The 14,835-nt window shown below is 24.7% G+C and carries 9 protein-coding genes; 8 read left to right on the top strand and 1 reads right to left on the bottom strand.

Translation table 11 applies throughout. The annotated features are described in order from the left end of the window. Positions 1-74: 74 nt before the first annotated feature. Entirely contained in the window at positions 75-590 is a 516-nt protein-coding gene (locus tag L8U04_RS07950) for an Hcp family type VI secretion system effector (protein WP_039626225.1), read from the bottom strand. Between the two features lie 135 nt (positions 591-725). Here L8U04_RS07950 and tssM point away from each other — a divergent pair, with 135 nt between their 5' ends. The 8 genes from tssM (at position 726) to L8U04_RS07910 (ending at position 14,726) form a co-directional block, all read left to right on the top strand. Continuing rightward, positions 726-4,268 carry a type VI secretion system membrane subunit TssM gene (gene tssM / locus L8U04_RS07945; RefSeq protein WP_263660854.1) on the top strand — a complete coding sequence of 1,181 codons (3,543 nt, stop codon included), beginning with the start codon at positions 726-728 and terminating at the stop codon, positions 4,266-4,268. Beyond that, positions 4,258-5,160 (top strand): hypothetical protein, encoded by a 903-nt coding sequence (locus L8U04_RS07940; protein ID WP_263660019.1) that lies wholly within the window; start codon positions 4,258-4,260, stop codon positions 5,158-5,160. Before tssM ends, L8U04_RS07940 begins: the two co-directional genes overlap by 11 nt. 256 nt (positions 5,161-5,416) lie before the next feature. Next, the gene (locus L8U04_RS07935; protein WP_412175301.1) at positions 5,417-5,863 is read left to right on the top strand and encodes a tRNA 2-selenouridine synthase; all 447 of its coding nucleotides are present in this window, start codon (positions 5,417-5,419) and stop codon (positions 5,861-5,863) included. Between the two features lie 181 nt (positions 5,864-6,044). After that, positions 6,045-6,710, top strand: a complete 666-nt coding sequence (locus L8U04_RS07930; protein ID WP_263709791.1) for a tRNA 2-selenouridine synthase — start codon at positions 6,045-6,047, stop codon at positions 6,708-6,710. Between the two features lie 167 nt (positions 6,711-6,877). Continuing rightward, positions 6,878-7,111 (top strand): hypothetical protein, encoded by a 234-nt coding sequence (locus L8U04_RS07925; RefSeq protein ID WP_257938276.1) that lies wholly within the window; start codon positions 6,878-6,880, stop codon positions 7,109-7,111. Positions 7,112-8,189: 1,078 nt separating this feature from the next. After that, entirely contained in the window at positions 8,190-9,800 is a 1,611-nt protein-coding gene (locus tag L8U04_RS07920) for a lipase family protein (RefSeq protein ID WP_257938277.1), read from the top strand. Between the two features lie 7 nt (positions 9,801-9,807). Continuing rightward, positions 9,808-11,238: a hypothetical protein gene (locus L8U04_RS07915; protein WP_263660852.1), complete on the top strand. Its 1,431-nt coding sequence runs from the start codon at positions 9,808-9,810 to the stop codon at positions 11,236-11,238. Continuing rightward, complete coding sequence (locus L8U04_RS07910) at positions 11,235-14,726, top strand: hypothetical protein (protein WP_263709789.1); 3,492 nt, start codon at positions 11,235-11,237, stop codon at positions 14,724-14,726. The genes L8U04_RS07915 and L8U04_RS07910 overlap by 4 nt, the downstream gene beginning before the upstream one ends. Positions 14,727-14,835: the final 109 nt, after the last annotated feature.

Genomic DNA, 14,835 nt, shown 5'->3' with positions numbered 1-14,835 from the left:
GATTATTTTTAATGAAAATGATAAGGATATTAAATAGCATATAAAGCTCATTGTTTAACAATGAGCTTATTGTGTTACGAATTTGCTTCTCTCCAATCATCACTTCCGCTTGTTCCAGCCGCTGTATGCTCCCAAATAACTTTTCTGTAATTTAAGGATACCTTAAAAAGCTCTGTTTTGTCATGATTGTTTGCTTCTTGAGCATTTGGCATTACTAAGGTAATATCTGTAATGATAGCATCTTCTAATTTAGTTGTAAAAAAATGTTCTTGTCCACCACTTGTTGATGTTCTAAACCAATGAACTTCAACACTCGGAAGTCTTTCACCTTTTGTAAGTGCATTGTAAAGTAGAGGAACTGCTTTATTTAGAGAGCAAGTGAAAGTAAAAGGCTTATGAACTCTTTGTCCTGATGGTTGTCCACTTTGTTGATCAACTGGAACTGTTACAATATGAGAAATTTCTTGAGCCATAATCTCGTCTTCGTGTCCTGCTTGATAGCGATTTCCTATACTTGCTTCTGTAGAAGCACCACTTGAAATAAGTCCTTGTGTTGAACCTTCGATTTTGATATATGCTGGTTGTGCCATGTTTTTCCTTATGATTATAATTTTAACTTTATATTTATATTAAAAGCTTTTAATATTTTAATACAAAATAAGTAAAAATAATATAAAATTAATAAATAGAAATAAAAATTATTTGAATTTATATTAGGAAAAATTATGTTTCAAAAAATAATGCAAATTTTAAAATCTAGGATTTTTGTAATCACATTAATACTTATTATTTTAGTTGTCTTAAGTTTATTTTTTTGGGCTTATGGTTCTTTATTTGCGTTTAATGAAATTTATGTTTTTAGTAATTCTTATTTAAGATTTGGGATAATTTTTATATTTTGGTGTTGTATTTTTTTGTTTTTTCTTTTAAAGCCTTTAAGTAATTTTATAAAATCTTTTAAGGATGACAAAAGAATAAGACTTAAAGAAATTAAAAAAGAATCTAATGAATTTTTATACAAAGCAAAAAGAAATTTCTTTATCGCATTAAAAGATGCCAAACAAACATGGAAAAAAGATATCAACACTAAAAATTTGCCTCTTGTTGTTATTGTGGGAAATGAAGGTGCTGGTAAAAGTACTTTTATAAATTATTCTGATATAGAATATCCTTTAAGTGATAGTTTAGAATCATATAAAAAGATGCATAAGTCTACCAATAATTTTAGCTTATATGTTTCCAAGAAAGGCGCTTTGCTTGATACTGAAGGAAATTATTTTTCTCAAGAAGATTTTTTTCATCCTAATAGTAGCGATGAGTTACCCGAAGATGATATAGAGAAAAATAGAGACTTTTTAATTAAAAAGAGCATTTGGCAAAATTTTTTAAAATTTTTAAATAAGAATTATTTTCATAGTAAATTAAATGGCATTATTTTAATAATTGATACTCGATTGTTTTTGGAAAACACAAAAGAATATTCTAATAATTTAATTCGTTATTTAACAAAAAGGGTGCATGAGTGTGAAAAAATTTTAGGTGTACAATTACCTATTTATGTTGTTTTTTCAAAATTAGATTTGATAGAAGGTATGAGAGAATTTTTTGATATTTTCAATGAAAAAATTCAAAAAAAAGCTTTTGGTGTAAGTTTTGCAGAACATTTTAAAGAAGAAGATATTCAAAAGTCTTTTGAAGAGATAAGCAAATCTTTGTTTTTACGTTTTGTTGATAAAAATTCTTCTATATACACTATAGAGGAAAAAAATAAAATTTATTTATTTTTAAAGCAGTTGGATAATTTATTTGTATTGAGCAAAGACTTTATCGTGCAACTCCAAAATGAAAATATTTTAAAAAATAGTTCAGTTTTAAGAGGGGTATATTATGTAAGTGCTTATCAAGAAAATGTGCCAAGAAATTTTATGCTTGATACAATTTGTGAAAAGTATAATATAAAAAAACCATTAGCTCAAGTAAAACAGTCTTTTAGCAAGCAAAGTTATTTTGTTCAGTCTTTGCTTGAAGATATTGTCTTTAAAGATTCATCGCTAAGTAGAATTAAAAGTTTTTACAAAAAGATATCGCTTGTGGGTTTAACTATATTTTTGAGTTGTATGACTTATTTTATTTCATCTTATTTTATTCTTAAAAGTGAGCAAGAAAAGAAAATATCTCAAAGTGTTTATACTGATCTTTCATTTTTGTTGAAAAATATGCAAGATTACCCCATGATGAGTATAGAAGAGAAAGCAAAATTATTAGTTGATTTAAGAAATATACTAAGTGTATATCCACAATTAATCGAAAAGGCAAGTTTGTTTGAATATTTTAGCTTAAACATAACATATAAAGGCTTTAAAAAAGCACAAAATTTATATTATAAAATTAGTGAAGATGTGTTGAAAAATACCCTATTAAAAGAAATGGAAATAATATTACAAACTGATGATAATTATGATAACTTAATTAAAACTTTATATGTATATAAATCATTGTTTGAGCAAAAATATCTTGATAAAGATTTATTAAAAATATGGATTAATGAAAATTGGAATTTTTTAGAAAAATATAAAATTTCTAAAGAAAATTTTCTATCTGGTATCGATGAACTTCAAAAGATTGACTTAAGCACTTCTCAGCAAGATGATATTTCGGTTAAACTATCTATTGAAAAACTATATAATGTAGCAAAAATTCAAAGAATATATACTTTACTTAACTTTATCATTCTAGATAAAAACAATAAAGTATATAATTTTAAAAATGAATTAGGATTTGCTGCTAATAATGTTTTCTCAGAGTCTATTAAAATTGATAGTATTGAAGAAATTTACACAAAAAAAGGTATGGCTGACTTTTTGCAAACGTTAAATGTAAAAATAGATAAAGCCATTGAGATTGATTCGTGGATTTTAAATGATTTGTCAAATTCTGAAAATAGAAGCAATATGGCAATGGGAATTATTAAAATTTATTTAACGCAATATCAAAATAAATGGCAAGAAATTTTAAATTCACTTGCACCAAAAAAGTTTATTTCCAAAAGTTCTATGCTAAATGAACTTAATATACTATCTAAAAAAGAAAATCCTTTAATGAATTTTATAAAAATTGTTAGTGTAAATACCAATCTTAACGATGCTACTTTACTAACTCAAGCATATAATCTCGGTGTTAATGCTGCTGAAATAAAGACAAGTTTTATGGGGATTACCAGTTCGTTTGATGCTTATCATAAAATTATAGAACAAAATTCTATTTTAAATACGGGTGCTACTGCTGTAGGTTTAGATGTTGGAAGTCATCAAAAAACCATGGAATTAATAAATACAGATTTGTCTAATATTCATAAAAAAATAACTGACTTTACAACAAATAACTCGCAAACTATTGAGGAAAAAATAAAATACGCTTTAAGCGATAGTAAAGATTCTAGCGACCCATTTAGTTCTCTTGAACAAAATATTAAAAATTTACCAAGTGAATTGGAAAAATATTATGCAACTCTTTCTTTGTATGCTTGGAATATTATAGAAAACCATGGAGTTTCTTTGTTTAATACTGTTTGGTTGAATGAGGTTTATGCACCATTTGTTAATGATATAGCTCCTTTTTATCCTTTTAATTTATTAAGTTCACAAGATTTAAGTATAGATTCTTTTAAAAATTTCTTTGGTAAAAATGGAATTTTAAATAAGTTTTATGAAAAATATTTAACAAATGTTCTAATTAAAAGAAAAAATGTTTACTCTATTAATTCTAAATTTAGCTCAAGATTAACTTTTTCCAAAGAATTTTTGGATTTTATTACTAAGGCTGGTAATTTATCAGAGTTAATGCTAAATGCAAATGATGTAATGAGAGTGCGCTTTACTTTACAAAGTCTTGACTTAAGTGCCGATTTTTCTTTTGTAAAAGTTCAGTATAATGATACTTCTATTATATATGATCACACATTGCATACAAAATTAGATGTTATAACTGATGAATTTAACAATGGAACTAGTTTTGATTTCACTGCGTATTCTTATTTAGATGCTAATATAAATTACACAAAATCATATAAAGGAGAATGGGCTTGGTATAAATTATTACAGGAAAGTAAAAATTCAAATTCATCTTACAGTGTTTTATTTAATGACAATAAAAAAATGTATTTTGATTTCAAACTTAATAATAACAACTCAGATATTAATAATATAATTATGATATTAAGTGATTTTAAAATAGTAGAAAATATAACAAAGGCTCAAAATGATAGATAAAGAAACCATAGGATTGATAATTGAAAATATTGATGAAAATATTACAAAAACAGTAGCTTGTGTATTTGATGAAACTGGTGGACTTGTTGGATCAAGTCCAGAATGTTTATTTTGGATACAAGATAAAAATAATTCTGTTAAAGAAAAACATATGAAGATTACTTTTGAAGAAGGTTTTTTTACTATGACGCCTATAGAATGCAGTGATATTTTTTATAATAATTCTTTTTCTAGATTGGAAGATGGTTATGAAATTATTATCAACAAAGGCGATGTTCTAAAGTTAGGTCTTATTGAGTTGCGTTTTGTTGATTCAAAAGAGATTAAACAAGAAACTTTAAAGCAAGCAAAAGAAATAAAAGAAATAGAAAAACACACACAGATGGATGAAATAGAGCTAAAACCTAGAGGAAAAATAGATGGTTTAGATTTTAAGGCAAAAGAAAACATTAAAGAACTTATTGAAACAAAAATAGATTATAGTTTTATAGAGGATAATAATATTAAAAATTCTGAAGTTATTATGGAATCTAATTCTTCTGTTAATTTAGATTTTACTTATGAAAATATAGGAAAAATTTTAGATAAATTGCAAAATGAATTATCACAAAATCGTAAAAAAACAATACTAAATGATAATTTCCAAAAATTAAATATAGATGATTTTCAAACGGTTATTTCAAAAATTCCGCTTATTAAAGATACAAAACTAATTAATCTTGTTGTGTTAAAATTAATTACTAAAGAATTGTATTCACCTGTATTTAAAGAGATGGAAGAAGATATTTTTATGACTTATTTGCAAAATGCCTTGCAAAATATCATCAAAAATGATCAAAATATATTTGAAAATTTGACTTTACTGTCTTTAAATAAATACAAAGAAAAATAATTTTTTTCAAAGTAAAGTAAGATAATTTTCAAAAATTAAATTTAAAAAGGAGTATCAAATGAAAATCACAATGATAATTCTAAGCTTATTTTCTTTAGTATCTTTAAGTGCATGTGCTTTTAAAGAAAATAAAGCAAGTGAATTAGAAACTCTTGCAAGTAATTATGGTGGAATTTATATCTTTGATAAAAAAATAAGAGAAGAGATATTGGAAAATGAAAGAAAGATAAAAGAATATAATCAATGGATTAATAATATATCTGCTTCTGATGAAGAGTTAAGAGCTAATATTAAAAAGTATGATGTAGAAAAAAAATTCCCTCAAGTCCTTTCTAATGGTTGTAAATATTATCGTAGTGATTATAGATATAAAGGTAAAGCTAATTTTGGTTTCAAAGATAAACCCGAATTTGCATACTATGAAGATCAATTTAAAGCATATATGGGTGAAGAAAACTATAAAAAATTAAGACCTTATTTAGGTATGACAACTTATTATGTGTGTGAGGGTAAAAAATATCCTATTGTTTTTGCTACTATGATAGATTATAAAGTAAAAAGCTATGGATTATTTGGAGATGAAGGAAGAGGATTTAGCTTTTCTAGTATTAGTCGTAAAAGTGCAGGAGGAGGATCTTTTCATTATTTTACTAATGGTAAATTTATAAAAAGTGATGAAAAATATACAGGACAAAGTTACTGATGAACCCTAAAGAACTTATTTCTCAAATCAAAGACTATGCTAATATAAGATGCTAGTTATGTTATGCTTGATTTAATCGATGAGAATGATGAAAAAGGTTTTAATAGTATGTTAAATATAAAAACTAAATTTTATTTATACCAAGGTATTTGAAATAATATACTTTAAAAAGGAGTATCAAATGAAAATCACAATGATAATTCTAAGCTTATTTTCTTTAGTATCTTTAAGTGCATGCGCTTTTAAAGAAAATAAAGCAAGTGAATTAGAAACTCTTGCAAGTAATTATGGTGGAATTTATATCTTTGATAAAAAAATAAGAGAAGAGATATTGGAAAATGAAAGAAAAAGAAGAGAGTTGGAAGATACTGATAAATTTAGAACTAAAGCGGGTCAATTAAAATCAGGAGAGTTAATTTATACGATAGATTCTGAAGCTATTGATAAATTGCTTCCTCAAGTCCTTTCTAATGGTTGTAAATATTATCGTAACGATTATAATTATGATGTAGATGATCCTGACTATGATTTTAACTTCGATGATAAACCCGAATTTGCATACTATGAAGATCAATTTAAAGCATATATGGGTGAAGAAAACTATAAAAAATTAAGACCTTATTTAGGTATGACAACTTATTATGTGTGTGAGGGTAAAAAATATCCTATTGTTTTTGCTACTATGATAGATTATAAAGTAAAAAGCTATGGATTATTTGGAGATGAAGGAAGAGGATTTAGCTTTTCTAGTATTAGTCGTAAAAGTGCAGGAGGAGGATCTTTTCATTATTTTACTAATGGTAAATTTATAAAAAGTGATGAAAAATATACAGGACAAAGTTACTGATGAACCCTAAAGAACTTATTTCTCAAATCAAAGACTATGCTGATATAGCAGATGCTAGTTATGCTATGTTGTAATATGTTTGGGAAAATATAGAGCAAGATGAAAAGAATAATATTTATAAAGCAGATAAACTTACTTTTGGTGATAAATTAAAGCAAGATATTGTTATGAAAAATAGTAAAAGGGAAAATATTGTAAAACCTAAAAATACAAACACAGCTTATGCTTGTGCTATACAAGCTCGTTTTGAACAAAATAAAATAGTTAAAATAGAACCTAAATATTGTATTTCTCTTATAAATACTTGTTTTGATAGTAAAGAAATAACATTGGATAATGATATTAGCAGGGTAGGGTTAAATGATGCACTGAGTAAAAGAACTATTGATTTTGTATTTTAAAACATTAGTCTAACACTTTAAGTGGGGCTTTGATATATTGTGATGTTAAATATAAAGATAAGCTATCTTTTAGTCCCAGTGAAGTTTATAGTTTTAATGCCTCTAGTGTTTATGGTTGGAATGGTTCCTAGTGTAATTATATTTTGATTTTTAAAAAGTAGGATAATTTTATTAAAAATATAAAAAGGAAAATAAATGGGTTTATTAAAAAAAATATACATTGCTTGGGGGATGTTTTGGGGAATTATTTTTTTGTTTAGTTCTTTATATGCTTATTTTAGTGATATAGAATTTTTTGGTGATATGTTAAAGATTGCATTTTTTATATATTCTTATCCATTGTTACCTTACATATCATATTTAACACTACAAGAAACTATTAAATCCAAAAATATTTTTCTTTATTTTTCTTTATTTTTCTTTATTTTTCTTTATTTTTCTTTATTTTTCTTTATCTCGGGGGGATTTTTTAATTATGTAATAATATTAGGCATTTATACAATATTATTTTTAATAATATCTATTAAATTTAGAAAAGAACTTTCTTATTATTTTTCTTTATTATTTTGTATTTTTTTATACATTTTTTTATATCTTTTTATTTTCTATATGGATTTAAAAAATGAGTAATAAAGCTCAAATTAACAATCTCAAAAATTACGCTAAACTTGTATAGATTGGTTTTTTTGATTTTTTAATAATAATTTAAATTTCAACAAAAAAAGGAAGTAGTGTGATAATACTAAAAAATCTATATATTATTTGGATTATAATTTGGGGATTTGGGGCTATTTTAGGTTATTATATGGCATATGATGCAACTTTTACTAAAATGTTCTTTTTTCTTGTTATACTTTATCTTTTTCCATTATTGCCTTATTTTTATTATTTGATTTATAAAAAAGCAAGAAAAACAAAAAATATATTTGTTGCTATTTGTTGTTATTTGTTGCTATTTGTTGTTATTTGTTGCTACTATTGATTAATAGAAATAATAGTAATTTTAAGTTGTACTTAATTATTATTGTGATACATATTGTAATATTTGCAATAATTTATTTAATTAAAAGAAATAAAAATGAAAACTCAAATCAATAATTTAAAAGATTATGCAGAACTTGCACAAGCTAGCTATTTTAATTTTGATTTTTTAAATACTAGAAATATATTTGAGTTAGATTCTAATCAAGAAAAAATTCAAGAAGAAAATTCTCTTAGAGGTTATAGAGAAATAAAAGTAAATTTAGAACATATTGTCAGTCAAAAATATAAAGATAAAAAAGTATTGATTGATTTAAGACAAGATAATGATTGGCAATCAAAAATATTAAATTTCTTTGATGAAAAGACAAATTTTGATAAACTAAATGGAGAATTTGGAGAATTACAAGCTAGGAATTTCTCTCAAAGATATGAGGTTCAATTTCATCAGCCTAACACTACAAGTGGCTTTAGTGCTACTTTGTTTTATGATAAAGAAAAAGATAAATTTGTTGTAGGATTTAGGGGAACTGAAGTTTCTTTTAAAGATTTAAAAGCGACATGGGAAACCGCTTTAGATGCAACCCAAGACTTAGTCTTATCTCTTAATGGCAATCTCCAATCTTCTTCTCTTTTAGAATTTTTAGAACAAGTAAACAAAATAATCAAAAATAAACACAAAAGTATTATATTTGTAGGACATTCATTGGGTGGGTATTTAGCTCAAATGGCTTTGATATATTGTGATATTAAATATAAAGACAAATTATCTTTTAGTCCTAATGAAGTTTATACTTTTAATGCCCCTAGTGTTTATGGTTGGAATTTTCCTAATATAGCTATCAACCCTAATACAATAAAAATTATGCAAGATCTTTTAGGAAAATACACTATAGATATTTCAGAAAAAATCACTCACATTTATGATAATGGTAAAATTGAAATCATCGCTTCTGCTCAATATGGCTCACACAATAGACTGTCTATCTATACGGGTAAAGATTCTCACTCCATAATCCCCCTAACTCAAACTCTTTACTTCTACTCCTATCTTTTAGAATTAGATGCTAACCATAACAAAGTCAAAGATAAAAGTTTTAGTGAATGTATAGAGTATCTTAATCATTTTATGAAAAATATTCAAATATATACAGAAACTTTTGTGTTAAAAAATAATGCTATTAATAATAAAAATTTCGCTCTTAAAAATGGACCTCTTGGGCTTTTAAGAAGCTCTCCAAAAAAAATCAATCATTTTGAATATTTTCTTTCATTAATAGCCACCATAATGCAAGAAACAAATGATATTTTAGAAGAGGTTGGAGATAATTATTATACAAGCTACAAAGCTCCTACCATTAGTCAAACAAAAATCATAGATTTTATTTTAAAAGCACATGAAAAAGAAAAATATATTTTAATTCTTGATAAAAATGATTTTAATAAATACAGAAAAGATAGTTCCTTTGTTAATAATCAAGAAAATTTAGCTCATAAAATTGCCATTGGGGAATTTAGAATTTTTATTGTGGTTTATAAAGATATGAAATGTCTTGAAAATATTAATAATATAACAAAAATATACAGATATAATTCAAAAAGTTATAAAATAAAAGATCAAATTTGGGATGAGCAATATTTAGGTGGAGTTTGTAAAATATCACAAGCTTTGTATTTTAATGGAAAAGCTAAAATAGGTATTATTTAGGAAAATTATGATAGGTAGAGACTTTTTATATTCTATTCATAAAGATAAAAAAAGTATTTATTTATTTTGTGAAAATAAAAGCATCATTGATTGTCAAAGTATTTATGATGAACTTTACAAATTAGAAGCAACGACAGATTTTACTTTTGAAGAACTCCAAAACTACCAAGCTTATATCTTCCTAAACTCCACCCTCCTTACAGGCTCAAGTGAAATTCCTAACAATCCTTTTTACTTTGGAGAATTAAATCAAGATAATGCTATAAAACAAGATACACCTAGTTATTATTTTTCTCCTAAAGATGAAGATAGTGGCAAAGGAAAACTTAGCATCTTTTATAAAAATGATGAACTTTGCTTGCTTAATTATTCTATTATAGAAAATTCTTTAAATATCAAATTAGAATGTTTAAGCAAGCAAAGCTTAGAGTATAAAGATTTGATTTCAAACACTCTAAAAGAACAAAAAACCATACAGATAAATAAAAAACAAGCTATAGCTAAACTTCATGCTCTTTTAGAAAATCAAAACCTAGAATGTATCCATGGAGGTAAAGTCATACTTCAATCAAACAAAGGAAAAACTTTTAAAGATAGTGGTGTGCCTATTATGCTAGAAAGTGATTTACTTAATTCTAGCATAAGTGGCTGTCCTAATACCATTGCAAATGTAAGCTATCCTTGCACTAAGGTAGTAGATGTTAAAGGCTCTTTATCTCAAAAGAAAGTTAATAATGAATATGTAATCTTACAAGAACTCATCTCAGCTTGTATTAGTGATAAAGGCTTTCCTTTAAAAGTAAGCTTTGTACCTACTAAGTTTAAATTTGATCATAGTTTTAATCCTAAGGAAGGCTTAGCAAAGCAAAGCAAAAACCAAACAAAGCTAAAAGAGCCCATAATAAGACTTCATTATAAAAGTGATAGATTTCAAAAAGATAACCTACCTATCTATAATCTTTTGATCAATAATGAAAAAAAAGAACAAAATAAAGCTTTAAGTGAATTAAATATAGATCAAAAAGATTTAAAAGATATAGAAGATGTTAATATTCTTAATCAATTCAAACAAGACTTTAGTAAAGATTATGAATTTAAAGAATTAAATTTTAGTTTTGATACTAATTTAATCAAACTTTATTTTATTATCCCAAAAAATATTGCTAAAGTTTATAAAAGTGCTTATAAAGAATTTGAATATAAAGATTTAGGAGCAGGGTATTTTACACAGCTACATGAGTATGATAAAATCATCAAAAATTCCCTAGAAGATAATAAAGAATTAAACGAATATCATTTTAGTTTTTTAGCTCCTGCTAAAATGCAAAATTTAAAATTTCAAATCGCAAATGGACTAGATGAGATCTTAGAAGATGAAGATAGAAAACAAGAGCTTTATGTTTGTAAATTTGTAGTAGTGAATGGGATTAAAATATGAAAATAAAAGATTTCACCTTAATTACATCAAATCATAATTTGGAAATTGAGTTAAAAAATCTTACCGAAAATGCTAATAAAATTATTTTTATATGTGGTGATTTTGATGGATATAAAGAAGCTAAGAATTCTTTGTATAAGACACTACATACTATTGAATATAAATTTAAAATTAACAAGAAAAAAACTTTTAAAATCATACATTTAAATCAAGCTAATAAAGATGAAATCACAAAAGAACAAAAATTTAGCTCTGATAAAAATTTATCTAGTATTAAAAAAATTATCTTTAATAATTTAAATTTTTTAAATGATGTAATCAATCAAAACAAAAATAAAACGCTCAATAAAATTATTGATGAGAGTAATGAAGAAAATATTGAAAATTTTTTAAAAGGAGTTCAAAAAGAATTAAATACATTATTAAAAAATATCAAAGAATCTGATTATTTTGAGCAAGAGATTAAACCAAAGATACAACTTACCCTAGATACACTTTTTAATACATTTTTAAAAAATATTACTCAATCTAATGATGATGAATATAAGCAAATTATTAGAGCTATAGCAAAATTTTTTATCAATATATTAGATTCTGTAACCAATCTTAAAAAACCTATCTCTTTAGTCAAAAAAAATCCTTATGTTTTTGTTGTAAATACATTATTTGAAGTTTATAATTCTTCTTCTGACTATCAAGAGTATAAGGAACAAAAATATTATTATGATTTTGCTTATCCACTTTTAGAGCTTATTACTAGTAAGCTTTATCCTATTATCGCTTTGTGTAATGAAGAAATTTTATCTGATGTATTGATTATAGATGATAAAGTATTATTAGATTTTTCATCTTATTCTAATGTACCTTCTATTAGTCTTTATAAAAATAGTTTTTATAAAGTTATTTTAGATGAAGAATTTCAAGGTATTTTTGATCATTTTTTAGAAAATAATCCAAAAATTGAAAATGAAAAGTTAGATAATACGCTTTTGATTAATTCTAGTTTAAAAAATTTTGATACAACATTAAAAAAAGCAATCAATTCAAATATCTCTGAACTTAATCATTTCTTTTATGCAGAATATCCTGATTTAAATTCTTCCATACTAGTAGAAATGATACTAGATAAAAAAAATACTGATCAAATCAATACAACAAAAATGGGTAAAAATTATTTGTTTATTACTAATCCACCACAGCTTAACAATGCAGCACTTTGTGAAGATTTGTATCAAAAAAAATTAGGAGCAATAATAAAAAATCGCCCTAAAGCTCTTACAAAAAATGAAAAACTTGGATTAAAAGAGCAATTTCCTAGTAAAAGAGATTATGGCTCTTATTTTATAGAAAGAGATGTTAAAAAGGAAGATGATTTTGTATTGCAGCTTTGTCCTTTTGTGAAACTTGATGGACAGATTTATCAAAAATATAAAAGGTATTTTAATTTTTATAATCAAACACTTTCTTGGATAGGACTTGATTTATTAGAGAGTACAAAACAATCAGTTGAGCAAGATTTTGCTTATATTGATAGCTTTTTTAAATTACCCAAAGAACTAGAAGAAATTAGCGAAAAAGAAAAAGAAAAAGTAAAAGAATATATCGGGCTTTTTAATAATTATTTAGATAATATCAATTCTGATTATGATCAAATGCAATTTTTTCTTGAGTTAGAGTCATCAATATCCAAAACATATGAAAATGTAGATTTTAAGAAATACTCACCTTTAACGGTTGTTTTATTGACTTTAACTTTGTATGTTTTACAAAAAGACTTAGCTTCTACACAAGAATATTCTCTTGGTGTTAAAAATATTGTAATTCCAAATTTAGATTATGGTGATAAAGAAATTTCACTTAATTACCAAAAGATTAAAATACCAAATTATTTTAATGAGTATATCTTATTTATCCCTGATGATATTTATTTTTATGATAATGATAAAAAAATTTACATCTTTTTATCTAAAGAATTAAATAAAAATAAAAAAGAAGATGAAGTTATCTATTTAGATGAATTAGCTAAAGCTATGTTTGAAAATGATTTTGAAGAAGATGATCAAACTTATGTGAATTTTTTAAAAACCTTAAATGAAAGCTTTGATGAGGAAATTGAATTTAAAGAAAATACACAAACAGATAAAACTCTTCCTTTGAAAAAAGATTTAGATAAAAGTATTCAAGAAATTATGCTTGATAATGAACTTGCAAAATTATCTATAGATATCACTTTTTTTAATATCATTAAGCAACTTTTTCCTTTTGCAGAATTTTTTATGAGCCAGCCTGATTTTTTTAAAAAAATGATTTTATTTTTTATAAATTCAAGCTTTGATAAAAAGCATTATGGCAATAAATTATTTTCTAGTTTTAAAGCACATTTTTTTAAAGAACTAGGGATATTTTATGCACTTAATCCTAAAGGACATTTTATAAAAATTAATCCAAAAAGTAAAAAGCCACTCAATAAGCTTTTTTTATATCAAATAGGAACAAATTATTATTATTTTAATCAATTAGAATATGCAAGCGAGTTGAAAAAGTCAAAGAGTTTTTCAAGATTGGATAAAGCTAAGCAAATTCATTTGATATCAAAAGTAAAAAAACAATTAGCTATTGATTTTTCTATTAAAGTAAGTAAAAATTTAAGTGTAGATGTGTTAAAAAATTTAGCAGGATCTTTTATCGATACACTTTTGCCTACAAATTATGAAAGATTAAAAATTTTATATGAAAAACTAATGTATGAAAAATTTACTTACAATTATGATTTTCCTTTAGCTGTAAAAAAAGAAGAATACTTAACCTATCCTTTATTGATAAATTCTAGATTTATGAGTTTTGATTTATCTGAGTTTATTTTTGGTTCTTTATTATGCACAGGTGGGCTTAATTATTATCCTAGTATTGCTTGTGCTACGACTTCAAGCAAAGCTAGGGAATTTGCCTTAAAAAGACTTTTATCTTATATTATTTTAGATGAGAAAAGAAGTGCTTTTAAGGAAGATAAGATCAATGAGGGTAAATACATCTTAAACGATATGGAATTTTTTGAAGAAAACAATATAGAACTTAGAAATTGTAATATATATAAGCTAGAGCATTTTCAAAGAAAAGAAGAGTATAAAACACAACACCCAGTGATAAAACAACACCCTATCTTAGCTTATAATGATACTATACAAATTTTATATGAATATGCAAATGGTATTTATAATACTACTCAAGATGAAAAGGGTAAGTTTATAGAAGATAGGCAAAAAGCAAGAAGATTAATGGAAAATTTAGAAGCCATAGGACAACATAATTTAGAAGTGATGTATAAGGGGGTAAATGAAGAAGGTGATGAAATAATATATCAAAATAAAAGATATTATAAAAATATTGAGAATTTAACTACTAATAATAAATCCCAAGATTATTCTAATCAATTCATAGGCAGACTAGCCACTACTATAATCATGGAAGATGGTTTGTATATAGGATGAAAGGATAAATAATGAGTGAAACTTATGAAATTTATACACCCGAAGGTTTTATATTAAATGTAGATAAACAAAGTGGAAGAATACTATTTCCAAAGTCAAAAAAACCTAC

The organism is Campylobacter sp. IFREMER_LSEM_CL908, from assembly GCF_025771545.1.
GTDB classification, from domain to species: Bacteria; Campylobacterota; Campylobacteria; order Campylobacterales; family Campylobacteraceae; genus Campylobacter_D; species Campylobacter_D lari_D.
Note: the sequence above shows the minus strand (reverse complement) of the source record. Positions and strands in the feature narration are given on the sequence as shown.

Coding starts and splice junctions, on each gene's coding strand:
- L8U04_RS07930 (WP_263709791.1), top strand. CDS start 6,045: ATGAAAATCACAATGATAATTCTAAGCTTATTTTCTTTAGTATCTTTA.
- tssM (WP_263660854.1), top strand. CDS start 726: ATGTTTCAAAAAATAATGCAAATTTTAAAATCTAGGATTTTTGTAATC.
- L8U04_RS07920 (WP_257938277.1), top strand. CDS start 8,190: ATGAAAACTCAAATCAATAATTTAAAAGATTATGCAGAACTTGCACAA.
- L8U04_RS07915 (WP_263660852.1), top strand. CDS start 9,808: ATGATAGGTAGAGACTTTTTATATTCTATTCATAAAGATAAAAAAAGT.
- L8U04_RS07925 (WP_257938276.1), top strand. CDS start 6,878: ATGAAAAATAGTAAAAGGGAAAATATTGTAAAACCTAAAAATACAAAC.
- L8U04_RS07910 (WP_263709789.1), top strand. CDS start 11,235: ATGAAAATAAAAGATTTCACCTTAATTACATCAAATCATAATTTGGAA.
- L8U04_RS07940 (WP_263660019.1), top strand. CDS start 4,258: ATGATAGATAAAGAAACCATAGGATTGATAATTGAAAATATTGATGAA.
- L8U04_RS07950 (WP_039626225.1), bottom strand. CDS start 590: ATGGCACAACCAGCATATATCAAAATCGAAGGTTCAACACAAGGACTT.